We start from the raw sequence: 24,660 nt of genomic DNA, 5'->3' as shown, positions 1-24,660 counted from the left end.
TATTACGAATCGAGTGTTAAAAGTGCTTTTTCAATATCATGAATTAAATCTTCAGGATGTTCTAGTCCTATGCAAAAACGAACAAGAATTCCTGTTTTTAAATGTGCTGTTGCTAATGTGCGTATATCCTTTAAACGATATAGCATGACTAGGCTGACAGGACCACCCCAGCTAAAACCAATTTTAAACAAGGTTAATGCATCACAAAATTGACGAATATCATTAAGGGTATATTTTTCATCAAAAATGACACTAACGAGTCCTGCGCTATGTGCATTGGGGCACACTTCTTTCCAATATTTATGTCCAGCAGAGTCTTGATCCGCAGGGTGAAGTACTTGTGTAAAGTGTTGTTGTTTTTTTAACCAGTTTAGTAATTTTAGTGCACTTTGTGATTGATGTTCATAACGTAGCTGCATGGATGAAAGGCTACGTTGAATTTGCGCAGCATCATCTCCTGAAATGCTAATTCCTTGAATGGCATGAGTGCGGAAGAGTTTGTGGTGAAGTTCTAGATTGTTAGTGACAACTGAACCCATGAGAATATCACCGCCGCCACTTGGATATTTGGTGAGTGCATGTACAGAAATGTCTATACTGAGGTGTTCTGCGCCAAAATTGAAAGCATTAAAGGCAATACCTGCTCCCCAAGTGTTGTCAATGGCAGTCAGAATATTTTGTGCTTTTGCTTTTTTGACCAATCCGATTAAATTGGGAAATTCTAAAGTGACGGATCCTGCTGCTTCTAACCAAAGAAGTTTAGTTTTACTGCTTGGCGTAAATGAATCGACATCAAGGGGATTGTAAACTTTTACTTGAATGCCATAACGATTTTTAAGATTAAGTAGATGCTCCATATTTGGACCATAAATGTTATCTGCAACCCAAACCTCATCGCCATGACTTAGAAAACATGAATTGACCAAATTAATTGCGGATAAACCACTAGGTGCAAGTAGGCAATATTTTCCGCCCTCAATACGTGCAATATTATCACCTAGTGTAAAGGTTGTTGGTGTGCCGTGTGTGCCATAACTATAGTCATATTGATCTGTCCAATGGCGATTAAATAGTGCGTTAGTATTTTCAAAAATAATGGTCGAAGCACGAAATAGTGGAGGTTGAATTGTAGAGACGTACTGAGGTGCTAATCTTGGTGCATGAATAAGCTGTGTTTGTGGAGAGATTTTCACATTAAACTCTTTAAAATAATTCAATAAATTAAGCTTAAAAGAAAACCACAATAGATTGGTAAAGGAAAGATAAAATTCTGTAAAAATAGAGATAAAACTGGCTTCAATTTTGCACGTCGTTCTATAAGACAAATAAAAATAGGCAAGTACATGAAGGCAAAATTAAAAGTGCATTATTTTCAACATATTGCTGGAGAGGGATTTGGTGGTTGCTTTGAGTATCTTCAGCAAATGAATGCACAAATTACAGCAACAGAATTTTTTGCATTACCTTTAGATCACTCATTGGAAATAGAAGCATTACCTGAGCTAAGTGAAGTCGACTTATTGATTATAATGGGAGGGACAATGAGTGTGAATGACGAGGCTAATTATCCTTGGTTAAAAATAGAAAAAAGGTGGTTGAGACGATATTTAGCATTGGGGAAACCAGTGATTGGCTTGTGTTTTGGGGGGCAACTCATTGCAAATACGCTTGGTGCTGCGGTGAGTCGAAATCCTGAACAAGAATTAGGATGGACACAGGTCTATCGAAAAAACTCTGTTCCAGAACAGTGTTTTAAGCTTCCAGAGGTATTTAATGTGATGCAATGGCATAGTGAGACATTTGAAATTCCGAAAGGTGCAATTCATTTGGCAGAAAATCATGTTTGTCGCAATCAAATGTACCAAATTGGAACAAATGTGCTAGGTTTTCAATTCCACCCAGAAATGACAGCAAAGGTTTTAAAACTGTTTCTGGAAAATGATGAAGAGTTGGCATTATTTTCAGGAGCATATGTGCAAGATTTTATCTCGTTGAAAAAAACTGAAGATTGCCAATTTATTGTTGGAAATCAAATATTAAAACAAGCGGTAGCCTATGTTTTGAAACTAGAGGTATAAATATTTTTTTGTTTATAAAACAAACAAGACGGAAAATCAAATAATAGTGAAAAAAGGTAAAATAGGTTTGCTTATGCAATAAACAATAGCTATAATGGGCGACCCTTTATATAAGGGGGTTAGCTGCGAAGAAAGTAGCTGACATCGTTACAGTCGTGGCATCGATCATGACCTTAGTGATAACTCACTGCTCTTGACACTGACCTTAATAAAGTGAGGTGAGATGCGTCAAGGGTGATTCTTTATATATTTGGCTTGGAGTTAACTGGTATGTCTAACCAGAGAATTCGTATCCGTCTTAAGTCTTTTGATCATCGTTTAATTGATCAATCTGCTCAAGAGATCGTAGAAACAGCAAAACGTACTGGCGCACAAGTTTGTGGTCCAATTCCGATGCCAACTCGCATCGAACGTTTTAACGTTTTAACATCACCACACGTAAACAAAGATGCGCGTGACCAATATGAAATCCGCACATATAAGCGTTTGATCGATATCGTTCAACCTACAGACAAAACTGTAGATGCATTGATGAAATTAGATCTAGCAGCTGGTGTTGATGTTCAGATCGCTTTGGGTTAAGGCTTTCGGGTTAATTAACACTCTAAGTTAATTAGGCCGCTTTTTTAGAGGTTTATGCACATGGCTATTGGTTTAGTCGGTCGCAAGTGCGGTATGACACGTATCTTTACAGATGCTGGTGTTTCTGTGCCTGTAACAGTGATTGAGGTTGATCCTAACCGCATCACACAAATCAAAACGCTTGAAACTGATGGTTATCAAGCGATTCAAATCACTACTGGTGAACGTCGCGAATCTCGCGTGACTAACGCTCAGAAAGGTCACTTTGCGAAAGCTGGTGTTGCTGCTGGTCGTTTAGTTCAAGAATTTCGTGCTACAGAAGCTGATCTTGAAGGTCGTGAAGTTGGTGGTACGCTTACAGTTGAATTGTTTGCAGTTGGTCAAGTTGTTGACGTAACTGGACAATCTAAAGGTAAGGGTTTCCAAGGTGGTGTTAAACGTTGGAACTTCCGTACTCAAGACGCTACTCACGGTAACTCTGTATCTCACCGTGTTCTAGGTTCTACTGGTCAAAACCAGACTCCTGGTCGCGTGTTCAAAGGCAAAAAAATGGCTGGCCATTTAGGTGCTGAACGCGTAACAGTACAGGGTCTTGAAATTGTATCTATCGACACAGAGCGTTCAGTTCTTGTTGTTAAAGGTGCGATTCCTGGTGCTACTGGTGGCGACGTAATCGTTCGTCCTACGATCAAGGCCTGAGGGGAAATAACGTGAATTTAAATACTGTTTCCGGCTCTGCTGTTGAATTATCAGAAGTTGCGTTCGGTCGTGAATTCAATGAAGCTCTTGTACACCAAGTTGTTACAGCTTATTTAGCTGGTGGTCGTCAAGGTTCAAAAGCTCAGAAATCACGTGCAGACGTTTCTGGTGGTGGTAAAAAGCCGTTCCGTCAAAAAGGTACTGGCCGCGCTCGTGCTGGTTCTATTCGTAGCCCGATTTGGGTTGGCGGTGGTAAAACTTTTGCAGCTCGTCCACAAGACTGGTCTCAAAAAGTAAACCGTAAAATGTATCGCGGTGCTATGCAATGCATCCTAGCTGAACTTGTTCGTCAAGATCGCTTAGTTTTAGTTGAAGAGTTTACAGTTGCAGCTCCAAAAACTAAAGAATTGCTTGCAAAACTTAACGACTTGAATGCAACTCGTGCATTGATCGTTACAGATGCTGTTGATGAGAACTTGTATCTTGCTGCTCGCAACCTTCCACATGTGGATGTTGTTGATGCTGCTGCAATTGATCCTGTTAGCTTGATCGCGTTCGATAAAGTTGTTATGTCTGTAGCTGCTGCTAAGAAAATTGAGGTAGAACTCGGATGAACAACGAACGTTTATATCAAGTCCTTCAAGGACCTGTTTTCTCAGAAAAAGCTCAAGTTTTAGGTGAGACTGCTGGTGTTCAAGTGTTTAAAGTTGCATTAAGTGCAAACAAACTTGAAATCAAAAAAGCTGTTGAACAATTGTTTGGTGTAGAAGTTGTTAAAGTAAATACAACAATCACCAAAGGTAAGACTAAGCGCTTTGGTAAAACATTAGGACGTCGTTCTGATGTTAAAAAAGCATACGTCACCCTGAAAGCTGGCCAAGATGTTGAAATGGCTGACTTGGGCGATACCGCTGAAAGCGCAGCGGAATAAGGACGAAATTTATGCCGATTCAAAAATGTAAGCCAACGTCTCCGGGACGTCGCTTTGTAGAGAAAGTGGTTCATGACCACCTTCACAAAGGCGCACCTTATGCACCGTTGGTAGAAGCTAAAAAACGTACTGGTGGTCGTAATAATAACGGTCACATTACTACTCGTCACGTTGGTGGTGGTCATAAGCAGCACTATCGCCTTGTTGACTTCAAACGTAACAAAGATGGCATTCCTGCTGTAGTTGAACGTATTGAATACGATCCTAACCGTACTTCACATATTGCTTTATTGAAATATGCTGACGGTGAGCGTCGTTATATTATTGCACCTAAAGGTGTGCGCGCTGGTGATAAAGTGCAATCTGGTAACGATGCTCCAATTCGTCCAGGTAACTGTTTACCACTTCGTAACGTACCTATCGGTTCTACTATTCACAACATCGAGCTTAAAATTGGCAAGGGCGCACAGTTAGTACGTTCAGCTGGTACTTCTGCTCAGTTGTTGGGTCGTGACGGTTCTTACGCAATCATTCGCCTACGTTCTGGTGAAATGCGTAAAGTGCATGTTGAGTGCCGTGCTGTACTGGGTGAGGTTTCTAACTCAGAAAGCAACTTACGTTCGTTAGGTAAAGCAGGTGCTTCACGCTGGCGTGGCGTTCGTCCTACCGTACGTGGTATGGCTATGAACCCAGTTGATCACCCGCATGGTGGTGGTGAAGGGCGTAATAAAGGTATTCAACCTGTAAGTCCATGGGGTCAAAAAGCTAAAGGGTACAAGACACGTACCAACAAGCGTACGACTAAGATGATTATTCGCGACCGTCGCGTTAAGTAACAAGTAAAGGAATCTGACAATGCCTCGTTCTCTGAAAAAAGGCCCATTCGTCGATGCGCACTTGTTCGCTAAGGTTGAAGCGGCAATCGCGGCTAATAACCGTAAGCCGATCAAAACTTGGTCGCGTCGTTCGATGATCCTCCCGGATTTTGTTGGTTTAACAATTTCTGTACATAATGGACGTAACCATGTTCCGGTAATCGTATCTGAACATATGGTTGGTCATAAATTAGGTGAATTCGCGCCAACTCGTACCTATCGTGGTCACGGTGTTGACAAGAAGTCTAAACGTTAATAGGTGCTATGATGGAAGTAACTGCTAAATTACGCGGTGCCGCTATCTCGGCACAGAAGACACGTTTGGTTGCTGATTTAATTCGCGGCAAATCTGTTGCGCATGCTTTAAATATCTTGAATTTCAGCAACAAAAAAGCTGCAGTTTTGGTTAAAAAAGCATTGGAATCTGCAATTGCAAACGCTGAACACAATAACAGTTTAGATGTAGACGATCTTAAAGTATCTACGATCTACGTTGATGAGGGCACTAGCCTGAAACGTATTATGCCACGTGCTAAAGGCCGTGCAGATCGTATTACTAAGCGTACTTGTCACATCACCGTTAAGGTAGGGGTTTGATATGGGTCAGAAGGTTCATCCAATCGGTATCCGCCTAGGTGTTGTGAAACGTCATAACGCTAACTGGTATGCGAGCCCGAAACAATACGCTGAATACTTGCTTAAAGATTTGCAAGTTCGTGAGTTTTTAACTAAAAAACTTAAGAATGCAATGATCAGCAATATTCTTATCGAACGTCCTACTGGCGCTGCTAAAATTACGATTAGCACTGCTCGTCCTGGTATCGTTATCGGTAAAAAAGGCGAAGATATTGAGAAATTACAACGCGAACTTACCAGCATTATGGGTGTTCCAGCGCAAGTAAGTATCAATGAAATTGATCGCCCAGACTTAGATGCACGCTTAGTTGCCGAAGCAATTGCTTCACAATTAGAGAAGCGTGTGATGTTCCGTCGTGCGATGAAACGCGCTGTACAGAACTCTATGCGTGCTGGTGCTAAAGGTATCAAAGTTGAAGTTTCAGGCCGTCTAGGTGGTGCTGAGATTGCGCGTACAGAATGGTATCGTGAAGGTCGTGTACCTTTGCATACATTACGTGCTGACATCGACTATGCTACTATGCGTGCTGAGACTACTTACGGTACGATTGGTGTTAAAGTTTGGATTTTCCGTGGTGAGATTTTAGGTGGCATGAAACAAGTCATGAACCCTGCTCCTGCTGAAGACCGTCCAGCTAAACGCGGTCGTGGTCGTGGTGAAGGTCAAGAGCGTCGTGGTCGTCGTAATGATCGTTCTGCTGAAAAAGGAGAATAATCGATGTTACAACCTAAACGTGTAAAATTCCGTAAGGTGCATAAGGGCCGTAACACTGGTCTTGCGCATCGTGGTAGCACAGTAGCTTTTGGTTCAATTGCACTTAAAGCAATTGAGAGTGGTCGTATGACAGCTCGCCAAATTGAAGCTGCACGTCGTACAATCAGCCGTCGTGTAAAACGTGGTGGTAAGATTTTTATTCGTGTATTCCCAGATAAACCAATTACTGAAAAGCCATTAGAAGTTCGTATGGGTAAAGGTAAGGGTAATGTGGAGTACTGGGTTTGTGTGATCAAACCAGGTAAAATCCTGTACGAAATGGAAGGTGTGAACGAAGAGTTAGCGCGTGAAGCATTTACGCTTGCAGCTGCTAAACTTCCGTTTAAAACCACTATCGTGACTCGGACGGTAATGTAATGAAAACTAAAGATCTACGTGAAAAGTCGGTAGAAGAGTTGACAGCTTTGCTTGATGAGCAACAGCTTAACCAATTTCGTCTTCGTATGGCTAAAGCAACTGGTCAATTGGGTAAATCGCATGAAGTTGCACTTACTCGTAAGACTATTGCTCGTATTAAGACCCTCCTTACCGAAAAACAGGGGAACGGACAATGAGTGATAATACAGTCCGCACGTTAACCGGCAAAGTTGTAAGCGACAAAATGGACAAGTCTATTGTTGTTCTTATTGAACGCCGCGTTCAACACCCGTTGTATGGCAAATCAATCCGCCGTTCAACAAAATTACATGCTCATGATGAGAACAACACAGCTAAATTAGGCGATGTTGTAACAATCAAAGAAAGCCGCCCAATTTCTAAAACTAAGTCTTGGACTCTAGTTGAAGTTGTTGAAGCAGCTGCTGAGTAATTAAACGTTTTTGTTGCATCATCGGTTAATTTCGAGTACTCTTTGAGCCTTTCGAATTGTAACCGGTGATGCTAGGTTTTGGAGTAGGGCAATGATTCAGACCGAAACTATGCTCGACGTAGCAGACAACAGTGGTGCTCGCCGCGTACAATGTATTAAAGTACTTGGTGGTTCACATCGTCGTTATGCTTCTGTTGGCGACATTATTAAAGTTACTGTAAAAGAAGCAATTCCACGCGCACGTGTTAAAAAAGGTGACGTGATGAATGCAGTAGTTGTTCGTACTAAATTCGGCATCCGTCGTCCAGATGGTTCAGTGATTCGTTTCGACGATAACGCAGCTGTTATTTTGAACAACAACAAAGCGCCGATTGCTACTCGTATATTCGGACCAGTGACTCGTGAACTTCGTACTGAACAGTTCATGAAAATTATTTCATTGGCTCCTGAAGTTCTATAAGAGGCAATCATGGCTAAGATTAAAAAAGGCGATCAAGTAATTGTGATCGCAGGTAAAGAAAAAGGCAAACAGGGTACTGTTCTGTCAGTTTCTAATGACCGCGTTAAGGTTGAAGGCCTTAACTTAGTGAAGAAGCATCAGAAGCCGAATCGTGCTACTGGCGCTGAAGGCGGTATCGTAACTCAAGAAGCTACGCTTCATATCTCAAATGTGGCAATTTTTAATGCTACAACCCAAAAGGCTGACCGTATTGGTTACCAAGTGATTGAAGGCGCGAAAACTCGTGTTTATAAATCAAATGGTGAAGCAGTGGCGGTAGCGAAGTAATAGGTTGAATGGGCAATGGCCAGACTTAAAACGCGTTACAATGAAGAACTTAAAGCTCAATTACTTGAACAATTGGGCGTTAAGAATGTGATGGAGATTCCTCGCATCACTAAAATTACTATCAACATGGGTGTTGGTGCAGCAGCTGCTGACAAAAAACTCCTTGATGGTGCTCTTGCTGATATGCAAGCTATTGCTGGTCAAAAACCAGTTTTAACATTAGCTCGCAAATCAATTGCAGGGTTTAAAATCCGTGACGGTTGGCCGATTGGTTGTAAAGTGACTTTACGCGGCGAACGTATGTACGAATTCTTAGACCGTTTGATCTCTATTGCGATCCCTCGTATCCGTGACTTCCGTGGTTTCTCTGCGAAATCATTCGATGGTCGTGGTAACTACTCAATGGGTCTTAAAGAGCAAATCGTTTTCCCTGAAATCGATTTTGATAAGATTGATCGTATTCGTGGTATGGACATTACCGTTACTACGACTGCTCGCACCGATGACGAAGGCCGTGCGCTTATGCGTGCATTCGGCTTCCCGTTCAAATAAGAGGTCGATATGGCTAAGAAAAGTATGATTAATCGCGAATTGAAACGCGAAAATACTGTTGCTAAATACGCTGCAAAACGTGCTGAATATAAAGCTGTTATTGCAAACGTAAATGCTAGCGACGAAGAACGTTTCGATGCGATGTTAAAATTACAAGCATTACCACGTAATGCATCTCCTGTACGTCTACGTAACCGTTGTGGTTTAACTGGTCGTCCTCATGGTTACTTCCGTAAGTTCGGTCTAAGCCGTAACAAATTACGCGATACAGTAATGCAGGGTGATGTACCTGGCGTTGTTAAGGCAAGCTGGTAAGGAGCACTATAAATGAGTATGCAAGATACCGTTGCCGACATGCTAACACGTGTTCGTAACGCACAAATGGCAAAGAAACAAACTGTTTCTATGCCTAACTCTAAGTTGAAAGTTGCAATTGCAAACGTACTTCAACAAGAGGGTTATATTTCTAACGTAGAAGTTGCAGAACTTGAAGGTAAAGCAACTTTAACAATTACGTTAAAATACTTCGAAGGCAAACCAGTTATTGATACTGTGAAGCGCGTAAGTCGTCCAGGACTTCGCCAATATCGCGGTAAAGATAATCTTCCTCGCGTTAAGCAAGGTTTAGGTATTGCAATTGTTTCTACAAGCAAAGGCATCATGACTGATCGCGCTGCACGTGTTGCAGGTATCGGTGGTGAAGTTATTGCTTTTGTTTCTTAATAGGTGATTCCTCATGTCTCGTGTGGCTAAAGCCCCAGTAACTGTACCTAATGGTGTAACAGTTACTCAGAACGGCCGGCAGGTCGAAGTGAAAGGCAGTAAAGGTACATTGTCTTTCAACCTGCATGCGCTGGTCGAGCTAAAACAGGAAGAAGGTCAACTTCATATTGCTCCAGTTAAAGAATCGAAAGATTCTTGGATGCAAGCTGGTACTGCTCGCGCTGTATTGAACAACCTTGTAAAAGGTGTTAACGAAGGTTTCGAACGTAAGTTGCAACTTATCGGTGTTGGTTATAAAGCTGCGGTTAAAGGTAATATTATTAACCTTAGCCTAGGTTTTTCTCACCCGGTTGATTACAACCTTCCTGAAGGTGTAACTGCAGAAACTCCAACGGCAACTGAAATTGTGCTTAAATCAGCAAACAAGCAGTTACTTGGACAAGTTGCAGCAGAAATCCGTGGTTATCGTCCGCCAGAGCCTTATAAAGGTAAAGGTGTTCGTTATTCTGACGAAGTTGTTCTTCGTAAAGAAGCTAAGAAGAAATAAGGCGCGAGGTTCTTATGAACGAAAAGAAACAATCCCGTTTGCGTCGTGCGAAAAGCACACGCTTGCACATTCGTGCATTGGGTGCGACTCGCTTGTGTGTAAACCGCACTCCGCGTCACATCTATGCTCAAGTTATCTCAGCAGATGGTGGTAAAGTTTTAGCGCAAGCTTCAACTTTAGATGCTACTTTACGTGCAGGTTCAACAGGTAATGTTGATGCTGCTCAAAAAGTAGGTGCTTTAATCGCAGAACGTGCGAAAGCAGCTGGCGTAACTAAAGTTGCATTTGACCGTTCTGGTTTCAAATATCATGGTCGTATCAAAGCCTTGGCTGATGCTGCTCGTGAAAATGGCTTGGAGTTCTAATCATGGCTAAAGTTGAACAAAACGAAGGTCTTGTTGAAAAGCTGGTTGCCGTTGATCGTGTAGCCAAAGTTGTTAAGGGTGGTCGTATCTTCTCTTTCACAGCATTAACTGTTGTGGGTGATGGTAATGGTCGTGTAGGTTTTGGTCGTGGTAAAGCACGTGAAGTTCCAGCTGCTATTTCTAAAGCACTTGAAGCGGCTCGTCGCAACATGATTACTGTTGACCTTGTTGACGGTACAGTTCAACACTCTATTAATGCTCGTCACGGTGCAAGCCGCGTTTACATGCAACCTGCTTCTGAAGGTACTGGTGTAATTGCTGGTGGCGCTATGCGCGCAGTATTAGAAGCTGTTGGTGTACGTAACGTACTAACTAAATGTTATGGTTCTACTAACGCTGCTAACGTAGTAAACGCAACTTTCAATGGTTTGCGTGATATGACTTCTCCTGAGAGAGTCGCTGCTAAACGTGGTTTAACAGTAGAACAAATTCAAGGGTAATCAATCATGAAAACGATTAAAGTTACCCAGACTAAATCTGCATCGCATCGCTTGAAAAATCACAAGCTTAGCCTTCAAGGTTTAGGTCTGCGTCGTATTGGTCATACTGTAGAAGTGTTAGATACACCTTCTAATCGTGGTATGATCAACCAAGTCTACTATATGGTTAGTGTAGAGGAATAAGCCATGACTCTGCGTTTAAATACAATTGCACCTGCAGAAGGTGCTAAACGTGAAAACCTTCGTTTAGGCCGTGGTATCGGTTCTGGCGTTGGTAAGACAGGTGGCCGTGGTGTCAAAGGTCAAAAATCACGTAAGAGCGGTGGCGTTCGTCCAGGATTCGAAGGTGGTCAAACTGCGTTATATCGTCGTTTGCCTAAATTCGGTTTCACTAGCCAAATCGCATTAAAAACTGCTGAAGTACGTTTGTCTGAGCTTTCTAAAGTTGAAGGCGACATCGTTAGTCTTGAAACTTTAAAAGCTGCTAACGTTGTACGTAAAGATATGATTCGTGCTCGTATCGTACTTTCTGGTGAAATTACTCGTGCATTCACTGTTCAAGGTGTTGCATTGACTAAAGGTGCTAAAGCTGCTGTAGAAGCTGCTGGCGGCAAAGTCGAGGAGTAATCTCCAGTGTCTATGTCTCCTAGTTCTTCTGGTCATGTTCACATGATGAAAGGTCAACCATTTCACGTGAAATACCGTGAAATAATTCGTAGAATGATGTTTCTAATTGGTGCATTGTTGGTCTTTCGGCTAGGGGCGCATATTCCAGTACCGGGCATTAATAATGCAGCTCTTGAAAACTTGTTTAATGCAAACCAAGGTACAATCCTTGGTTTGTTTAACATGTTTTCAGGTGGCGCCTTAGAACGAATGTCAATTCTTGCTTTGGGAATTATGCCTTACATTTCTGCATCAATTATTGTGCAGTTAATGTCAACGGTTGTTCCTTCGCTGGAAGCCTTAAAGAAAGAAGGCGAGCAAGGTAAGCGTAAAATAAATCAATATACGCGCCAAGGTACATTGTTACTTGCACTTGTGCAATCTGTGGGTATGTGTGCTGGATTAATTAGTCAAGGGATTACTTTGACAGATGGTCTAGCATTTTACGTTCCTGCAGTAACCTCTTTAGTTGCAGGAACAATGTTCTTAATGTGGTTGGGTGAACAAATTACTGAACGCGGAGTGGGAAATGGTATATCCATGATCATTTTCGCGGGTATTGTTGCTGGATTGCCAAATCTTGTTTTGCAATCATTTACATCTATTGATAATGGTCAATCAAGTCTGATTGGTTTAGCAGTATTTGCTGTGTTGTCTTTAGCAGTGTTAGCAGCAATTGTTTTTATTGAGAAAGCGCAGCGTCGTATTCCAGTAAATTATGCTCAAAAGCAACAAGGTCGTCGTGTATTTACAGCACAGCAAACACACCTCCCATTAAAAATTAATATGGCTGGTGTTATTCCTGCAATTTTTGCAAGTTCATTACTTTTGTTCCCTGCGAGCTTAGGTCAATGGGTGGGAAGTGCAGATCCTAATGCAGGATTTATTAAACGTAGCCTACAAGATTTGGCATTGGTACTATCGCCTGGACAGCCGTTGTATTTGGTGCTCTTTGGTGCGTTAATTATCTTTTTCTGCTATTTCTATACTGCGCTAGTATTTAGCCCTAAAGAAGTATCAGAGAATCTGAAACGCAGCGGAGCTTATGTGCCTGGTATACGTCCAGGTGAGCAAACTGCTCGTTACTTAGATCATATTCTCAATCGTTTGACGTTTATTGGTGCGATTTATATTACTGTAGTTTGCTTGATGCCAATGATTCTACAAAGCTCATTTGGTATTCCATTTTCTTTAGGTGGGACATCATTGTTGATTGTAGTAGTTGTTGTAATGGACTTTATGGCTCAGCTTCAAGCTCATTTAACATCTCATCAGTATGATAATCAAACATTAATGAGAAAAACGACTGCTCATCCTAAGGGATAAGCGCACTTAGAGGTTTCATCATGAAAGTACAAGCTTCTGTAAAGAAAATTTGTGGTAGCTGTAAAGTTATCCGTCGTAATGGGGTTATTCGCGTAATTTGTAGCGCTGAACCTCGTCATAAGCAGCGTCAAGGTTAATCTAATCAAGACCTGTTGATTTCAGTAGGCTAATTGGGTTATTATCCGCCCCTCAAGATTTTTGTGGGGCGGTTGATTATCTCTACTGCCTTTTTGGAGAAATTTGAATGGCTCGTATTGCCGGTGTAAACATTCCGGATAACAAGCATGCTGTTATCTCTCTCACGTATATTTTTGGTATTGGTCGCCACACAGCTAAGAATATCTTAACTGCTGTAGGTATTTTACCAACAACAAAAATTCGTGAATTAGATGATGCTCAGCTTGATGCGATTCGTGCTGAAGTTGCTAAGGTACCAACCGAAGGTGACTTACGTCGCGAAATTTCCATGAACATTAAACGTTTAATGGATTTAGGCTGCTATCGTGGTCTTCGTCATCGTCGCAGCTTGCCTGTTCGCGGACAACGCACCAAAACTAACGCACGTACCCGTAAAGGTCCGCGCAAACCTATTAAGAAATAAGATTTCTGGAAGCTAAAAGATGGCTAAAGATACTCGCACACGCAAGAAGGTCACCCGTACCGTCTCTGAAGGTGTTGCACACATTCACGCTTCTTTTAATAACACCATTGTAACGATCACTGATCGTCAAGGTAATGCATTGGCTTGGGCTACTTCAGGTGGACAAGGCTTCCGTGGATCACGTAAATCAACACCGTTTGCTGCTCAGGTAGCTGCTGAAGTTGCTGGTAAAGCTGCTCAGGATTACGGTTTGAAAAACTTGGACGTCCTTGTAAAAGGTCCTGGTCCTGGTCGTGAGTCTGCGGTTCGTGCATTAGGTGCAGTGGGTTATAAAATTAACAGCATTACCGATGTGACGCCTATCCCTCACAACGGTTGCCGTCCACCTAAAAAACGTCGCGTGTAAGGAGAAACATTCATGGCTCGTTATATTGGTCCAAAATGCAAACTCTCTCGCCGCGAAGGGACAGACCTGCAATTAAAATCTGGCGTTAAACCATTTGACGTTAAGACTAAAAAACATGCTAAAGCTCCAGGCCAACATGGCGGAGCGCGTGGTGGTAAACAATCAGAGTATTCACTACAATTACGTGAAAAACAAAAAGTACGTCGTATGTACGGTGTTTTAGAGCGTCAATTTAGTAACTACTATAAAGAAGCTGCTCGTGTTAAAGGCGCAACAGGTGAGAACTTGTTGAAATTGCTTGAAAGCCGTCTAGATAACGTTGTTTATCGCATGGGTTTTGGTTCTACACGTGCAGAAGCTCGTCAGCTTGTATCGCATCGCTCAATTACTTTAAATGGTCGTCGTGTTAACATTGCGTCTATTCAAGTTAAAGCTGGTGATGTGATTGCAGTTCACGAAGGTGCTAAAACTCAGTTACGTATCAAAAACGCAATTGAATTGGCTGCTCAACGTGGCATTCCTTCTTGGATGGACATTGATCATTCAAAATTTGAAGGTACGTTTAAAGCTGCACCAGATCGTTCTGATTTACCTGCTGAAATCAACGAAAGCTTGATTGTAGAATTGTATTCTAAATAATCCTTGAGGTAGCAATATGACGCGTACTGCAAATGAGTTTCTAACACCGCAAGCGATCAAGGTCGAAGCGGTTAGCGGGACCTCGGCAAAAGTTATTCTAGAACCCTTAGAGCGTGGTTTTGGTCATACTCTAGGTAATGCTTTACGTCGCATCCTTCTTTCTTCTTTACCTGGCGCTGCTGTGGTTGAAGTTGAAATTGAAGGTGTTGAGCACGAGTACAGTACTTTGGAAGGCTTGCAGCAGGACATCGTCGAGCTCTTGCTGAACCTGAAAGGATTGTCTATTAAGTTGTTCGATCAAAATGAAGCTTATTTGACATTAGAGAAAGAAGGTGCTGGCAACGTTACAGCTGCTGATCTTCGTCTTCCTCATAATGTTGAAGTGGTTAACCCTGAACACTTGATTGGCACTTTAAGTGCTTCTGGCTCATTAAAAATGCGCTTGAAAGTTGCTCAAGGCCGTGGCTATGAAACTTCTGATTCTCGTTTTCCAGAAGGCGAAACTCGCCCTGTAGGACGTTTACAATTGGATGCATCTTATAGCCCAGTTAAACGTGTTTCTTATACAGTTGAAAATGCTCGTGTAGAACAACGTACAGACCTTGATAAACTCATCATTGATCTTGAGACCAATGGTACTGTAGATCCTGAAGAAGCAATTCGTAAAGCAGCAACAATTTTGCAACAACAAATTGCAATTTTTGTTGATCTTCAGAAAGATCAAGCACCTGTAGCTCAAGAGCCTCGTGAAGAAGTTGATCCAATTTTGCTTCGTCCAGTAGATGATCTAGAGCTTACTGTTCGTTCTGCTAACTGTTTGAAAGCAGAAAATATTTACTACATTGGCGATCTCGTACAGCGCACAGAGGTTGAGTTACTTAAAACTCCTAACCTTGGTAAAAAATCGCTTACTGAAATCAAAGATGTTCTGGCTTCTAAGGGCTTACAGCTCGGCATGCGTTTAGAGAACTGGCCACCAGCTAGTCTCCGTATGGACGATCGTTTCGCCTATCGTAGCCGTTAATTAAGTAGGACTATCACCATGCGTCATCGTAATAGTGGTGTGAAATTAGGCCGTACAAGCAGCCACCGTAAGGCGTTGTTTCAAAATTTAACAAATGCTTTAGTTGAGCATGAGTTAATTAAGACAACTTTGCCTAAAGCGAAAGAACTTCGCCGCGTTGCAGAGCCTTTAATCACTTTAGCTAAAAACGATACTGTTGCAAATCGCCGCTTAGCGTTTGCTCGTACTCGTTCAGCAGCAACTGTTGGTAAATTATTTACCATTCTTGGCCCTCGTTACAAAGAACGTAACGGCGGTTATCTACGTGTTCTTAAAGCGGGCTTCCGTGCAGGTGATGCTGCACCGATGGCTTACGTTGAACTTGTAGATCGCGAAGTTAAATAATTTCGTCGAACAGTTCAGTTGTTCTAAAAAGTCGGCTTTTAGCCGACTTTTTTATTTTTATCATCATTTAAAATTTCATATTAGGCTTAAGAATTTTGAATTTTTCTGGTGACGTTTAGAAATACGTTGATTTTATAAATATATTACAAAATTGTGTAACTTAATCGTACATCTCGCACCTTAAACCATAACCAACGTTAAATATAGAACGATAGGTCTAAAAACTAAAATATATCTTACATTTAATTATAAACACTTGAATATTTATAAGTCATAACAAATCACGTTCATTGGTCGGAGGATAAATACATCGAAACTTTTTTATTGCTGGGTTAAACTACTTGAAAAATATGTATTTGAGAAAAGTAATGATTGATGAAATTAGTTTAGAAGAGCGTAAAGTTGTTTATAGAGCGCGTCGTGGTTTAAAAGAAATTGATGTTTATTTTGATCCATATGTTAAAAACTACTACTTAAAAGCAGATGATCATGAAAAACAAATGTTTGCTGAACTTGTAGAACAAGAAGATCCAGATTTATTAGATTGGTTTATGGAGGTGGCAGAACCGCCTAGACCTGAATTAAAAGATTTTATTCGTAAATTAAAATATTATGTACACGGATCATAATCATTTTATTTTAGATCGCAGCCGTTTAGCGGTTGCGTTACCTATAATATTTTTCATTATAATTATGGTATCTTCATTTATGGCGGTATCTATTTCATTTTTTGTTGTTCTTTTAATTTTTCAGTTTATTATTTTATTTATTTTTCTAAAAAAACAAAAAAATTTTTCATTATATTATTTAGATAAAAATGAGTGGACTTTATGTATTCAAAATCAAAACAAAACTCAGCGTATTCAATTCTCTAAGTTGATAAATCATCATCTTTATATTGTAATTTATTTGAATGAAAAGAATCATAGTCCATTGATTATTTGGTGTGATCAATTATCTAAACAACAATGGAAAAAACTACTTATATTGGCAAAAATGTTCTAAAAAAATAATGAATAAAATAAATTTTTAATAAATTATTTAGAAAAACAAAATCTTATATTAAGATAAATTTAATTTGCTCATGATTATTTACAAATCATTAGCAAAAAGAATAAATTGTTAGACAACTATTACGCTAAATTTATTATGATAAGGTTATAGTAGCAGTACAGAAAATGAGTAGTTAAAGATTAAATTTGAAAATATTTAAGTCCTAATTATTCTAAATATGTATAAAATTTATCTATTTTTTAAGATATAAATAAAAATATTGACCATTTGGTCAACCAGTTGATAAGTAGCATGTGCTGAACCGTCGCAATGCTACTTTTTTTTATCTAAAATTTGAGATTCTTATCATAATAAATTATTTTTTTTATTCTGTGCTAACCGAAACATTGGGTTCGTAAGTAAGATTGCTAAAAGTATAAATGCAAAGCCGATAAGGCTATATATATCTGGACTTTCTGACCAAAATAAGAATCCCCATATTCCTGCAAAAATAATCGCAATATAATTAACAGGTCCGATTTGTCCAGCAGGTGCAAGTTTATATGCATTCGACATGAAAATTTGACTAATATTGGCAAGTACTCCTGCACAAGCTAAATATGCCAATTCTTTCCATGTATATGGTCTATAGAGCCAAAACATTGGAATAACTGAAATAAGGGTGCCGAAGAAACAAAAATAAAACACAATTCGCTCTGGTGGTTCTGTTGATGTTAGAGCTCTGACCGTAACAAATGCAGTAGCTGCTAAAATACTTGAGATTATTCCAATAATTGAAAGTTGATTAAGCAAACCTTGATCTGGTTTTGCGACAAATAATACGCCAATTAGTCCAATCAAGGCTGCGATTAGCATCGCGGATGTTATTTTCTCTTTTAAGAATAACCACGCAATAAATGGAATAAAAATTGGTGAAGAATAAGAAAAAACCATTGCATTAGATAACTTTAAGTGCGCAATTGCATAAAAAAATCCATACATGGCAGTTAATCCAACAATTGATCGCCAAGTATGCATCCAAAGTTTTTCAGTTTTTACAAATTTAAAACCTTGTTTAAAAATAAACGGTAAGAAAATTAAAAGACCGATACAATTCCGAAAAAAAACAATAGTTGGGTTGTCGACGGTATGTGATGCATAGCGAATACATACCCCCATTAATGAAAATAAAAATGCTGAACAAATGAGTAAGAGAACTGCTTTGTATGTATTTTGGTCTGAGCTAAAAGTAGACATGCTGTGGAGATAACAATGTATTCAGCCTATTCTAGCTGAATTTGTCCTTTTTAAATGAAAGCTGAATAGATTAAGCTTACTTTCTGTTTAGTTTATTGCATGGGAAGAACTAAATTAATGTTCACATGTACAAGCAAGGAAGAATTACATTCTTCCTTACTCTAAAATGAAAAATTATTTCTGTCGAGGCTTAAACTGTATAACACCTATTTCATCAGGTATTGCAGGGATTGTTGGTTCTTCTACATGGGTTGGACGATTTTCACTGTAATCGCACTCAATGCATTCAATCCATTCATCCTCACCTGAGGTGAACATGACAACACGATCTAATGCCTGGCATTTTGGACATTTTGCTCCAGCGATGAAGCGACGTTTAACGGTCATCATATTTACCTATATTTGTTGATGCGGATAGTTTACGCATTTTACGAGTTGTTCGTCCAACCTTGATGGCGTAATAATGCATCAATTTTAGGCTCACGGTTTCTAAAATTCACAAATGCTTCTAGTGCTTGGTCTTTTCCGCCAACAGCAAGAATTGCTTGTCTGAACTCTTTTCCAGTTTGAGTATTGAAGATTCCCTCTTGCTCAAAACGATCAAATGCATCACTTGCAAGAACTTCAGCCCATTTGTATGAATAGTAACCGGCAGCATAACCACCAGCAAAAATATGGCTAAAACTATGTTGAAAGCGGTTTTCTATCGTTGTAGGCGCTACAGCATATTTTTGTCGAATATCATTTAACGTTGCTTGAATTTGTTCAGCATTTAATGCTGGACTGAGTTTATGAATGGTTAAATCAAATAGTGCAAATTCAATTTGACGTAGTGTTTGCATACCCGATTGGAAGAATCGAGCATCAAGTAATGCTTTGAGTAATTCGGGTGCAAGGCTCTCTTTGGTGTTGATGTGTTCACTGAGTAATTCTAGACTTTCATTGTCCCATGCCCAAAACTCCATGAATTGACTAGGAAGCTCTACAGCATCCCAAGCAACACCATGTGTGCCAGCTACAGAAATATTATCGACTTCTGTTAACATGTGATGTAAGCCATGACCAAACTCATGGAATAAAGTAATAACTTCATTATGGGTTAATTGTGCAATCTGACCATTGATTGGTGGAGTGAAATTACACACCATATAGCAAATCGGTTTTTGTAAATGATGTGCTGTTTGCATGCGAGAACGAAAGCCACTCATCCATGCACCGCCACGTTTTCCACTACGTGCATATAAATCTAAATAGAAGCCACCGACCACTTGACCTTGATCTTCTAATTCAAAATATCGTGCATCAGGATGCCAAACAGGTGCTTCGCGTTCAATAACTTGAATCCCATATAAGCGATTTACAATGCGAAACAGCCCTTGCAAAATTTTAGGTACAGGAAAATAAGGTTTTAATGCTTCTTGAGATAAATTAAATTGTTGAACTTTTAATTTTTCAGAATAGAACGCAATGTCCCAAGCCTGTAAATCTGTGACATTATCTTCAGCAGCAATCGCTTTAATATCTAGGATCTCTTTTTCTGCTGGTTGACGTGCATGTTGTGCGAGGTCAATCAGAAACTGATTTACGGTTTCAACATTGGGTGCCATTTTACTAGCGAGTGATAACTCTGCATAATTATTAAAGCCTAAGAGATGCGCCATTTCTTGACGTAATCTTAAGATTTCTTCCATGATGGGGGTGTTATCAAATGCTGAATGTTCACTTAATTCAGAAGCACGTGTGGTATAGGCATGATAAAGCGTTTGACGTAGTGAGCGAGTTTCAGCATACGTCATGATTGCTAAATACGCAGGAATATCGAGTGTCGCAACTGGCTGATCTAATTCATGTTGTTGCCCATATTGTTTTAAGAGCTGAACACTACTTTCAGGTAACCCTTTTAATTCTTCTTCAGATAGTGGTTTAAAATAAGCTTGTGTTGCATCTAATACATGGTTAGAAAAATCAGATGATAATTGCGATAGGCGAGATGATATTTCAGCATAGCGTTGTTTTTTCTCACCTTCGAGTGCGACACCTGATAATTTAAAATCTCTGAGTGCGAGTTTAATCGCACTTTGCTGCGCATCTGATAAGTTGCTAAATAAGTTCTGATCATGAATGTGTTGGAAGGTTTGATACAACACAGTATGTTGACCTAAAGCGGTATAATATTCACTTAAGGCAGGAAGTAGTGATTGATAAATTTCTCGTGTTTCAGTGTTATTCATCACTGCATTTAAGTGAGATAGAATTCCCCATACTTCACTCATATTATTTTCAAGCATATCCATCTGAGTTAAGACATCGAGCTGAGCTTCATGGGTTTGAGGAACGGCTTTCAGGTCATTTAAATAATTTTGACCATGTTGGATAGCATCTTCAATTTTTTGTTTTAAGTCTGATAATGTAATTTGATTAAATTGTGGAACTGGAAGCGTTACTTTTTCTAATGTCATATCAATGTGCCAAATAAATTGAGTGTTTAATAATAGAAGTAAGGGCAATTATGACTAAATCAAGCCAAACTGCTTAAATAAGCCATGAATGAATGTGGTAAATAAAGCATAGTTTTGAGTTGGAAATAAAAAAGAGAGCCGAAGCTCTCTAAATAAAGTTGTTAATGTTATTCACTTTTTGCTTTCGCATTGGCTTTTTTCTTTTTGGGTTTCACCTTCTTTTTTACTTTTTCTTTGGTTTTTCCTTCTGCTTTAGATGCAGCTTTTTTCGGTGTTTTTTTGCTATATGAGCTTGATTTAGCTTTGTCTTTCTTTTTACGGACTAGTTGCTGTCCATCTTCACTTAGCTGTGCTGGTGGTTTAGTACGGGTAGAAAATATTTCTTCATTGGCTTGAGCGCGAGCAGTTGGTTTTGCCGTGCGAGGTGCCTTACTTCGAATCGTACGACCAGCATGAGTGAGCTGTTGTAAAAGTTCGAAATCAATTTTGCGTTCTTCTAGATTGACCGCAGCGACTTTAATTTTAATTTCATCACCTAAGCCAAAAACTTGACCGCGATTTTGCCCAATTAATGTCTGACTGGCTTGATCGAAAACAAAGAAATCATCACCTAATTGGCTGACATGAACCATACCATCGACATATAAATCTTTTAGGGTAATGAATAGACCAAATTCGGCAACTGCAGAAATAGTACCAATAAATTCTTCGCCTAAATGCTGTTGCATATAATGACATTTGAGCCAAGTTGTTACTGAACGAGAAGCTTCATCTGCTCGACGTTCTGTTGCAGAGAAATGTTCGCCTGCATCATCTAATGCAGCACCAGAAATCGGGAAAGGTTTTTGTTTCAGATGTGACTTAATCGCACGATGCAACAAGAGATCAGGATAACGACGAATTGGCGAGGTAAAGTGCGTGTATGCTTCATACGCTAAACCATAATGCCCTAAATTTTTAGCGCCATAATATGCTTGCATCATTGAACGTAATAAAACTGCATGAATGCTAGGGGCATCAATACGGTCTTTGGTTGCTTCAATAACGGATTGATAGTCAGCTTGTGTTGGTTGGTCAGGAAAGGGAAGACCTAATAACTTCACAAAATCCTTAACTTTCCGAATTCGTGAGAATTCAGGTGCTTCGTGTACACGATAAAGCATTGGAATGTCGTGTTTCAGTGCATATTCAGCTGCTGCTACATTCGCTAAGAGCATGCATTCTTCAATCAGCTTATGTGCTTCATTACGAGTACGTGGAAGAATTTCATTAATCCCACCTAATGCATCAAAAGTCATATAGGTTTCAACGGTTTCAAATTCCATTGCATGACGTTCAGCACGTAAACCTTTAAGCACTTGATACATCTGAAAGAGTGTATTTAGTGATTTACGAACATCTCGGTCTTCTGGCACAGCGTGGCTATCACCATCAAAATATTGTGCAACTTGTGTGTATGTTAAACGGGCTTTTGAATGCATGACGGATGGGTAAAATTCATAGCCTGTGACTTTACCAGCTCTTGATAATTTTAAATCACAGACCATACATAGGCGGTCAACATTTGGATTTAAAGAGCATAAGCCATTTGATAAGGCTTCAGGAAGCATTGGTAGTACAAAGTGAGGAAAATAAACTGAAGTACCACGCTCTTGTGCTTCGTTATCTAAAGGTTTATCGGTACGGACATAGTGACTGACATCAGCAATAGCAACGACAACACGATACCCACCACCAGGACGCTTTTCTGCATAAACAGCATCATCAAAATCACGTGCATCTTCACCATCAATAGTGACCAATGGTAAATCTCGTAAATCGATACGGTTCGCTCGATCTTGTGCTGAAGGTTCTTTGAAACTATTGGCATCTTCAAGCACATCTTCAGGGAATTCATAAGGTAGACCGAATTCTAAAATGGTTTGAGGAATAATAATTTCAGTATCTGCTTTATCTGCCATGGATTGAATAATATGACCTGTGGCAAGCTCTTCGCGTGTAGGGTAGTCATCAATGGCAATACGAACTGAATCTCCTAGCTGAACTTGAGCATGTTCAATCAGTTCTTTTTCTAAGGTAATCGGTTGGTGTTTATTCGGATTATTCGGTTGAATAAAATATTCATCTTCATATGATGAGAGTTGACCAATAATTTGTTTTACACGGTGTTGAACAACTTCGGTAATAAAACCCCATGCTTTACCTTTACGATCTACAGAGGTTTGTCGAACTTTAACGCGATCGCCATTAAAGACTAAACGAAGTTCTCGTTCAGGAAGTAATATATCGTCTTGCCCACTAATATGTGCGGAACCAAGACCTTTAGAGTTAATATAAACAGTAGCGTCGTAAGTTGGTAATTCTTCTGCAAGCTGAAACTTATAGCCATCTTTCATGAGTTGACCATCTCTGACCATTGCGATTAAGCGATGGCTTAGAGCATCAATACTTTTTTGATCAACAATTGCAAAATTTTCCACTAAATTGGCATGAGATAGTGATTGTTTAGACTTTTTAATCGTCTCTAAAATGAGAGTACGACTCGGAATTGGATTTTCGTAACGTTCGGCTTCAGCTTTTGCTTCTGGGTCGACCCAATTTTTCATAATTTCTTTGACTTCAAGTAAGAAGATATTGGTTTAGCATAAGACATGCAGAGGAATACTGCACGTAATTGATGACAATATTATCGTTTAAATTTAAATTTTAAGATGAAATATTTATACGACGCATAAAATTTAGACATTATTTTGAAAATAATCATAGAAATAAATGAAAATTGCTTAAAAAGTATTTAAACGATCAAAAAAATGTAGTTTTTATAAATTCTAAGCTTGCAGTGAGCGTGTGAAGTTTGTATTATGGCGGCACGTTACGGTGAGATGGGTGAGTGGCTGAAACCACATCCCTGCTAAGGATGCATACGGGCAACTGTATCGAGGGTTCGAATCCCTCTCTCACCGCCAACTTTACTTATGTCGCGCTCATAGCTCAGCTGGATAGAGCACTTGGCTACGAACTAAGGGGTCGGGAGTTCGAATCTCTCTGAGCGCACCAATAAGTAAATATGAAAAGTAACGTATTACCTTCGGGTAGATAAGTAATGCGCTCATAGCTCAGCTGGATAGAGCACTTGGCTACGAACTAAGGGGTCGGGAGTTCGAATCTCTCTGAGCGCACCAACTTAAGAATTAACCGCTTAATTGCGGTTTTTTTGTATCTAAAAAATAAGTCATGACAGGCTCATCGTGTATTAGGCATCTGATTTTTTGAATTGATATTTCTCCGTATAAAGAACATGATCAAAATGAAAGGATTAAAATAATAATAAGAGATCATTTCTATTTTTATAAATTTATCTGATTTATTTTGTTTTTTATAACCGTTCTTATGATATGACTTTTTTAAATTGATAGAGTATTGAATGTAATGCTTAAATACTAGTCGGTTGAATCACATCATATTAAAAAACACTTAACAAATTATAAAATTCACGTATGATATGCCACATCAAGACGTCGCGCTCATAGCTCAGCTGGATAGAGCACTTGGCTACGAACTAAGGGGTCGGGAGTTCGAATCTCTCTGAGCGCACCACTTGAAGAATCAACCGCTTAATTGTGGTTTTTTTGTGCCTTAATTTTGAAAAATAATAAATTGAACGTAGCTTAAAACATTTAATATGTAAAAACCCGCCTAAGCGGGTTTTGTATGACATTTTATCCATTACATATTAGGATAGTTTGGTCCACCACCACCTTCCGGTGTTACCCATGTGATGTTTTGTGAAGGATCTTTGATGTCACAGGTTTTACAGTGAACACAGTTCGCAGCATTAATTTGGAAACGCTTGGAACCATCATCATTGTCCATAATTTCGTATACGCCAGCAGGGCAGTAACGCTGTGCAGGCTCATCCCATTTCGGTAAATTAACTTGCACTGGAATATTTGGGTCAGTTAATTTTAAATGCGCAGGTTGGTTTTCTTCATGTACTGTATTTGATACAAACACAGAAGATAAACGGTCAAAGGTGAGTTTGCCATC

Annotated in this window: 35 protein-coding genes, 4 tRNA genes and 1 pseudogene; 34 read left to right on the top strand and 6 right to left on the bottom strand. The window is 39.7% G+C overall.

From position 1 onward, the window contains the following. Nucleotides 1–2: 2 nt before the first annotated feature. Nucleotides 3–1,193: a PLP-dependent transferase gene (locus B9T31_RS00205; protein WP_086179957.1), complete on the bottom strand. Its 1,191-nt coding sequence runs from the start codon at nt 1,191–1,193 to the stop codon at nt 3–5. A gap of 150 nt (nt 1,194–1,343) precedes the next feature. Here B9T31_RS00205 and B9T31_RS00200 point away from each other — a divergent pair, with 150 nt between their 5' ends. The 30 genes and pseudogenes from B9T31_RS00200 (at nt 1,344) to B9T31_RS00055 (ending at nt 16,533) form a co-directional block, all read left to right on the top strand. Then, on the top strand, nt 1,344–2,078 hold the full coding sequence (locus tag B9T31_RS00200) for a type 1 glutamine amidotransferase (RefSeq protein WP_086179956.1): 735 nt from the start codon (nt 1,344–1,346) through the stop codon (nt 2,076–2,078). A gap of 270 nt (nt 2,079–2,348) precedes the next feature. Next, entirely contained in the window at nt 2,349–2,660 is a 312-nt protein-coding gene (gene rpsJ, locus B9T31_RS00195) for a 30S ribosomal protein S10 (RefSeq protein ID WP_000070912.1), read from the top strand. A 60-nt stretch (nt 2,661–2,720) separates the two neighbouring features. Continuing rightward, nucleotides 2,721–3,359, top strand: a complete 639-nt coding sequence (rplC, locus tag B9T31_RS00190; protein ID WP_086179955.1) for a 50S ribosomal protein L3 — start codon at nt 2,721–2,723, stop codon at nt 3,357–3,359. Between the two features lie 11 nt (nt 3,360–3,370). Beyond that, nucleotides 3,371–3,973 carry a 50S ribosomal protein L4 gene (gene rplD, locus B9T31_RS00185; protein WP_086179954.1) on the top strand — a complete coding sequence of 201 codons (603 nt, stop codon included), beginning with the start codon at nt 3,371–3,373 and terminating at the stop codon, nt 3,971–3,973. After that, nucleotides 3,970–4,290, top strand: a complete 321-nt coding sequence (gene rplW, locus B9T31_RS00180) for a 50S ribosomal protein L23 (protein ID WP_086179953.1) — start codon at nt 3,970–3,972, stop codon at nt 4,288–4,290. The genes rplD and rplW overlap by 4 nt, the downstream gene beginning before the upstream one ends. A gap of 11 nt (nt 4,291–4,301) precedes the next feature. Continuing rightward, on the top strand, nt 4,302–5,126 hold the full coding sequence (gene rplB / locus B9T31_RS00175; protein ID WP_086179952.1) for a 50S ribosomal protein L2: 825 nt from the start codon (nt 4,302–4,304) through the stop codon (nt 5,124–5,126). A 19-nt stretch (nt 5,127–5,145) separates the two neighbouring features. Further along, complete coding sequence (gene rpsS / locus B9T31_RS00170; RefSeq protein ID WP_004281508.1) at nt 5,146–5,421, top strand: 30S ribosomal protein S19; 276 nt, start codon at nt 5,146–5,148, stop codon at nt 5,419–5,421. Between the two features lie 11 nt (nt 5,422–5,432). Continuing rightward, nucleotides 5,433–5,762 carry a 50S ribosomal protein L22 gene (gene rplV, locus B9T31_RS00165; protein ID WP_086179951.1) on the top strand — a complete coding sequence of 110 codons (330 nt, stop codon included), beginning with the start codon at nt 5,433–5,435 and terminating at the stop codon, nt 5,760–5,762. Nucleotide 5,763: 1 nt separating this feature from the next. After that, a pseudogene (gene rpsC / locus B9T31_RS00160) lies at nt 5,764–6,541 on the top strand (30S ribosomal protein S3). Continuing rightward, nucleotides 6,520–6,933, top strand: coding sequence for a 50S ribosomal protein L16 (rplP, locus tag B9T31_RS00155; protein ID WP_086179949.1), 414 nt, complete (start codon nt 6,520–6,522; stop codon nt 6,931–6,933). Before rpsC ends, rplP begins: the two are co-directional and overlap by 22 nt. Continuing rightward, on the top strand, nt 6,933–7,130 hold the full coding sequence (gene rpmC / locus B9T31_RS00150) for a 50S ribosomal protein L29 (RefSeq protein WP_004650482.1): 198 nt from the start codon (nt 6,933–6,935) through the stop codon (nt 7,128–7,130). Before rplP ends, rpmC begins: the two co-directional genes overlap by 1 nt. Continuing rightward, nucleotides 7,127–7,384: a 30S ribosomal protein S17 gene (gene rpsQ, locus B9T31_RS00145; protein ID WP_086179948.1), complete on the top strand. Its 258-nt coding sequence runs from the start codon at nt 7,127–7,129 to the stop codon at nt 7,382–7,384. Before rpmC ends, rpsQ begins: the two co-directional genes overlap by 4 nt. A 91-nt stretch (nt 7,385–7,475) precedes the next feature. Next, nucleotides 7,476–7,844, top strand: a complete 369-nt coding sequence (gene rplN, locus B9T31_RS00140; protein ID WP_001982634.1) for a 50S ribosomal protein L14 — start codon at nt 7,476–7,478, stop codon at nt 7,842–7,844. A 9-nt stretch (nt 7,845–7,853) separates the two neighbouring features. Next, nucleotides 7,854–8,171 (top strand): 50S ribosomal protein L24, encoded by a 318-nt coding sequence (gene rplX / locus B9T31_RS00135; RefSeq protein ID WP_086179947.1) that lies wholly within the window; start codon nt 7,854–7,856, stop codon nt 8,169–8,171. A gap of 15 nt (nt 8,172–8,186) precedes the next feature. Further along, a complete protein-coding gene (rplE, locus tag B9T31_RS00130) occupies nt 8,187–8,723 on the top strand; it encodes a 50S ribosomal protein L5 (protein ID WP_086179946.1) in 537 nt (178 codons plus the stop codon). Nucleotides 8,724–8,732: 9 nt separating this feature from the next. Then, complete coding sequence (gene rpsN, locus B9T31_RS00125; protein ID WP_086179945.1) at nt 8,733–9,038, top strand: 30S ribosomal protein S14; 306 nt, start codon at nt 8,733–8,735, stop codon at nt 9,036–9,038. A gap of 12 nt (nt 9,039–9,050) precedes the next feature. Next, entirely contained in the window at nt 9,051–9,446 is a 396-nt protein-coding gene (rpsH, locus tag B9T31_RS00120; RefSeq protein ID WP_086179944.1) for a 30S ribosomal protein S8, read from the top strand. 13 nt (nt 9,447–9,459) lie between these two features. Continuing rightward, nucleotides 9,460–9,993, top strand: coding sequence for a 50S ribosomal protein L6 (gene rplF / locus B9T31_RS00115; protein WP_086179943.1), 534 nt, complete (start codon nt 9,460–9,462; stop codon nt 9,991–9,993). Between the two features lie 14 nt (nt 9,994–10,007). Then, nucleotides 10,008–10,358 carry a 50S ribosomal protein L18 gene (gene rplR, locus B9T31_RS00110; protein WP_086179942.1) on the top strand — a complete coding sequence of 117 codons (351 nt, stop codon included), beginning with the start codon at nt 10,008–10,010 and terminating at the stop codon, nt 10,356–10,358. Nucleotides 10,359–10,360: 2 nt separating this feature from the next. Then, nucleotides 10,361–10,858, top strand: a complete 498-nt coding sequence (rpsE, locus tag B9T31_RS00105) for a 30S ribosomal protein S5 (RefSeq protein WP_086179941.1) — start codon at nt 10,361–10,363, stop codon at nt 10,856–10,858. Between the two features lie 6 nt (nt 10,859–10,864). Then, the gene (gene rpmD / locus B9T31_RS00100) at nt 10,865–11,041 is read left to right on the top strand and encodes a 50S ribosomal protein L30 (RefSeq protein ID WP_004281495.1); all 177 of its coding nucleotides are present in this window, start codon (nt 10,865–10,867) and stop codon (nt 11,039–11,041) included. A gap of 3 nt (nt 11,042–11,044) precedes the next feature. Continuing rightward, nucleotides 11,045–11,485 carry a 50S ribosomal protein L15 gene (gene rplO, locus B9T31_RS00095; RefSeq protein ID WP_086179940.1) on the top strand — a complete coding sequence of 147 codons (441 nt, stop codon included), beginning with the start codon at nt 11,045–11,047 and terminating at the stop codon, nt 11,483–11,485. 45 nt (nt 11,486–11,530) lie between these two features. Further along, complete coding sequence (secY, locus tag B9T31_RS00090) at nt 11,531–12,850, top strand: preprotein translocase subunit SecY (protein WP_171264664.1); 1,320 nt, start codon at nt 11,531–11,533, stop codon at nt 12,848–12,850. Between the two features lie 20 nt (nt 12,851–12,870). Next, complete coding sequence (gene rpmJ, locus B9T31_RS00085; RefSeq protein WP_000867907.1) at nt 12,871–12,987, top strand: 50S ribosomal protein L36; 117 nt, start codon at nt 12,871–12,873, stop codon at nt 12,985–12,987. A gap of 107 nt (nt 12,988–13,094) precedes the next feature. Further along, nucleotides 13,095–13,451: a 30S ribosomal protein S13 gene (gene rpsM, locus B9T31_RS00080; protein WP_086179938.1), complete on the top strand. Its 357-nt coding sequence runs from the start codon at nt 13,095–13,097 to the stop codon at nt 13,449–13,451. 19 nt (nt 13,452–13,470) lie between these two features. Then, nucleotides 13,471–13,857, top strand: coding sequence for a 30S ribosomal protein S11 (rpsK, locus tag B9T31_RS00075; RefSeq protein ID WP_054580362.1), 387 nt, complete (start codon nt 13,471–13,473; stop codon nt 13,855–13,857). Nucleotides 13,858–13,869: 12 nt separating this feature from the next. Beyond that, nucleotides 13,870–14,496: a 30S ribosomal protein S4 gene (gene rpsD / locus B9T31_RS00070; protein WP_086179937.1), complete on the top strand. Its 627-nt coding sequence runs from the start codon at nt 13,870–13,872 to the stop codon at nt 14,494–14,496. 16 nt (nt 14,497–14,512) lie between these two features. Continuing rightward, nucleotides 14,513–15,520, top strand: coding sequence for a DNA-directed RNA polymerase subunit alpha (locus tag B9T31_RS00065; protein ID WP_086179936.1), 1,008 nt, complete (start codon nt 14,513–14,515; stop codon nt 15,518–15,520). Between the two features lie 18 nt (nt 15,521–15,538). Beyond that, a complete protein-coding gene (gene rplQ, locus B9T31_RS00060) occupies nt 15,539–15,904 on the top strand; it encodes a 50S ribosomal protein L17 (RefSeq protein WP_004672979.1) in 366 nt (121 codons plus the stop codon). A 368-nt stretch (nt 15,905–16,272) separates the two neighbouring features. Then, complete coding sequence (locus B9T31_RS00055) at nt 16,273–16,533, top strand: succinate dehydrogenase assembly factor 2 (RefSeq protein WP_086179935.1); 261 nt, start codon at nt 16,273–16,275, stop codon at nt 16,531–16,533. Nucleotides 16,534–17,263: 730 nt separating this feature from the next. Here the strand turns inward: B9T31_RS00055 and B9T31_RS00045 are convergent. The 4 genes from B9T31_RS00045 to rnr form a co-directional block, all read right to left on the bottom strand. Then, nucleotides 17,264–18,154: a DMT family transporter gene (locus tag B9T31_RS00045; RefSeq protein ID WP_086179933.1), complete on the bottom strand. Its 891-nt coding sequence runs from the start codon at nt 18,152–18,154 to the stop codon at nt 17,264–17,266. Between the two features lie 174 nt (nt 18,155–18,328). Beyond that, entirely contained in the window at nt 18,329–18,544 is a 216-nt protein-coding gene (locus B9T31_RS00040) for a YheV family putative zinc ribbon protein (protein WP_171264653.1), read from the bottom strand. Between the two features lie 38 nt (nt 18,545–18,582). Then, nucleotides 18,583–20,628 carry a M3 family metallopeptidase gene (locus B9T31_RS00035; RefSeq protein WP_171264663.1) on the bottom strand — a complete coding sequence of 682 codons (2,046 nt, stop codon included), beginning with the start codon at nt 20,626–20,628 and terminating at the stop codon, nt 18,583–18,585. Nucleotides 20,629–20,780: 152 nt separating this feature from the next. Beyond that, on the bottom strand, nt 20,781–23,222 hold the full coding sequence (rnr, locus tag B9T31_RS00030; RefSeq protein ID WP_213033212.1) for a ribonuclease R: 2,442 nt from the start codon (nt 23,220–23,222) through the stop codon (nt 20,781–20,783). A 267-nt stretch (nt 23,223–23,489) separates the two neighbouring features. On the opposite strand from rnr, the gene B9T31_RS00025 reads away from it, so the two are divergent. The 4 genes from B9T31_RS00025 to B9T31_RS00010 all read left to right on the top strand — a co-directional run bounded on the left by B9T31_RS00025 (nt 23,490) and on the right by B9T31_RS00010 (nt 24,210). After that, nucleotides 23,490–23,579, top strand: a tRNA-Ser gene (locus B9T31_RS00025). A 14-nt stretch (nt 23,580–23,593) separates the two neighbouring features. Beyond that, nucleotides 23,594–23,670 (top strand) — tRNA-Arg (locus B9T31_RS00020). A gap of 48 nt (nt 23,671–23,718) precedes the next feature. Beyond that, a tRNA-Arg gene (locus B9T31_RS00015) sits at nt 23,719–23,795 on the top strand. A gap of 338 nt (nt 23,796–24,133) precedes the next feature. After that, nucleotides 24,134–24,210: transfer RNA gene (locus B9T31_RS00010), tRNA-Arg, on the top strand. A 129-nt stretch (nt 24,211–24,339) separates the two neighbouring features. Here the strand turns inward: B9T31_RS00010 and B9T31_RS00005 are convergent. Continuing rightward, on the bottom strand, nt 24,340–24,660 hold a 321-nt coding region (locus B9T31_RS00005; protein ID WP_171264652.1), incomplete at its 5' end, for a 4Fe-4S dicluster domain-containing protein.

This window comes from Acinetobacter sp. ANC 4558 (genome assembly GCF_002135375.1).
Classification (GTDB): Bacteria; Pseudomonadota; Gammaproteobacteria; order Pseudomonadales; family Moraxellaceae; genus Acinetobacter.
The sequence above is the reverse complement of the archived record's forward strand: the minus strand, read 5'-3'. Positions and strand labels throughout refer to the sequence as shown.

What these genes read in the sequence shown, in the direction of transcription:
- rplP (WP_086179949.1), top strand. Translation starts at nt 6,520, where the DNA reads ATGTTACAACCTAAACGTGTAAAATTCCGTAAGGTGCATAAGGGCCGT.
- B9T31_RS00055 (WP_086179935.1), top strand. Translation starts at nt 16,273, where the DNA reads ATGATTGATGAAATTAGTTTAGAAGAGCGTAAAGTTGTTTATAGAGCG.
- B9T31_RS00065 (WP_086179936.1), top strand. Translation starts at nt 14,513, where the DNA reads ATGACGCGTACTGCAAATGAGTTTCTAACACCGCAAGCGATCAAGGTC.
- rpsJ (WP_000070912.1), top strand. Translation starts at nt 2,349, where the DNA reads ATGTCTAACCAGAGAATTCGTATCCGTCTTAAGTCTTTTGATCATCGT.
- rpsH (WP_086179944.1), top strand. Translation starts at nt 9,051, where the DNA reads ATGAGTATGCAAGATACCGTTGCCGACATGCTAACACGTGTTCGTAAC.
- rplN (WP_001982634.1), top strand. Translation starts at nt 7,476, where the DNA reads ATGATTCAGACCGAAACTATGCTCGACGTAGCAGACAACAGTGGTGCT.
- rplV (WP_086179951.1), top strand. Translation starts at nt 5,433, where the DNA reads ATGGAAGTAACTGCTAAATTACGCGGTGCCGCTATCTCGGCACAGAAG.
- rpsQ (WP_086179948.1), top strand. Translation starts at nt 7,127, where the DNA reads ATGAGTGATAATACAGTCCGCACGTTAACCGGCAAAGTTGTAAGCGAC.
- rplE (WP_086179946.1), top strand. Translation starts at nt 8,187, where the DNA reads ATGGCCAGACTTAAAACGCGTTACAATGAAGAACTTAAAGCTCAATTA.
- rplO (WP_086179940.1), top strand. Translation starts at nt 11,045, where the DNA reads ATGACTCTGCGTTTAAATACAATTGCACCTGCAGAAGGTGCTAAACGT.
- rplC (WP_086179955.1), top strand. Translation starts at nt 2,721, where the DNA reads ATGGCTATTGGTTTAGTCGGTCGCAAGTGCGGTATGACACGTATCTTT.
- B9T31_RS00045 (WP_086179933.1), bottom strand. Translation starts at nt 18,154, where the DNA reads ATGTCTACTTTTAGCTCAGACCAAAATACATACAAAGCAGTTCTCTTA.
- rpmD (WP_004281495.1), top strand. Translation starts at nt 10,865, where the DNA reads ATGAAAACGATTAAAGTTACCCAGACTAAATCTGCATCGCATCGCTTG.
- rpsS (WP_004281508.1), top strand. Translation starts at nt 5,146, where the DNA reads ATGCCTCGTTCTCTGAAAAAAGGCCCATTCGTCGATGCGCACTTGTTC.
- rpmJ (WP_000867907.1), top strand. Translation starts at nt 12,871, where the DNA reads ATGAAAGTACAAGCTTCTGTAAAGAAAATTTGTGGTAGCTGTAAAGTT.
- rplR (WP_086179942.1), top strand. Translation starts at nt 10,008, where the DNA reads ATGAACGAAAAGAAACAATCCCGTTTGCGTCGTGCGAAAAGCACACGC.
- rplQ (WP_004672979.1), top strand. Translation starts at nt 15,539, where the DNA reads ATGCGTCATCGTAATAGTGGTGTGAAATTAGGCCGTACAAGCAGCCAC.
- rpsE (WP_086179941.1), top strand. Translation starts at nt 10,361, where the DNA reads ATGGCTAAAGTTGAACAAAACGAAGGTCTTGTTGAAAAGCTGGTTGCC.
- secY (WP_171264664.1), top strand. Translation starts at nt 11,531, where the DNA reads ATGAAAGGTCAACCATTTCACGTGAAATACCGTGAAATAATTCGTAGA.
- rplB (WP_086179952.1), top strand. Translation starts at nt 4,302, where the DNA reads ATGCCGATTCAAAAATGTAAGCCAACGTCTCCGGGACGTCGCTTTGTA.
- rplF (WP_086179943.1), top strand. Translation starts at nt 9,460, where the DNA reads ATGTCTCGTGTGGCTAAAGCCCCAGTAACTGTACCTAATGGTGTAACA.
- rpsN (WP_086179945.1), top strand. Translation starts at nt 8,733, where the DNA reads ATGGCTAAGAAAAGTATGATTAATCGCGAATTGAAACGCGAAAATACT.
- rpmC (WP_004650482.1), top strand. Translation starts at nt 6,933, where the DNA reads ATGAAAACTAAAGATCTACGTGAAAAGTCGGTAGAAGAGTTGACAGCT.
- B9T31_RS00200 (WP_086179956.1), top strand. Translation starts at nt 1,344, where the DNA reads ATGAAGGCAAAATTAAAAGTGCATTATTTTCAACATATTGCTGGAGAG.
- rplX (WP_086179947.1), top strand. Translation starts at nt 7,854, where the DNA reads ATGGCTAAGATTAAAAAAGGCGATCAAGTAATTGTGATCGCAGGTAAA.
- B9T31_RS00040 (WP_171264653.1), bottom strand. Translation starts at nt 18,544, where the DNA reads ATGATGACCGTTAAACGTCGCTTCATCGCTGGAGCAAAATGTCCAAAA.
- rplW (WP_086179953.1), top strand. Translation starts at nt 3,970, where the DNA reads ATGAACAACGAACGTTTATATCAAGTCCTTCAAGGACCTGTTTTCTCA.
- rpsM (WP_086179938.1), top strand. Translation starts at nt 13,095, where the DNA reads ATGGCTCGTATTGCCGGTGTAAACATTCCGGATAACAAGCATGCTGTT.
- rpsK (WP_054580362.1), top strand. Translation starts at nt 13,471, where the DNA reads ATGGCTAAAGATACTCGCACACGCAAGAAGGTCACCCGTACCGTCTCT.
- rpsD (WP_086179937.1), top strand. Translation starts at nt 13,870, where the DNA reads ATGGCTCGTTATATTGGTCCAAAATGCAAACTCTCTCGCCGCGAAGGG.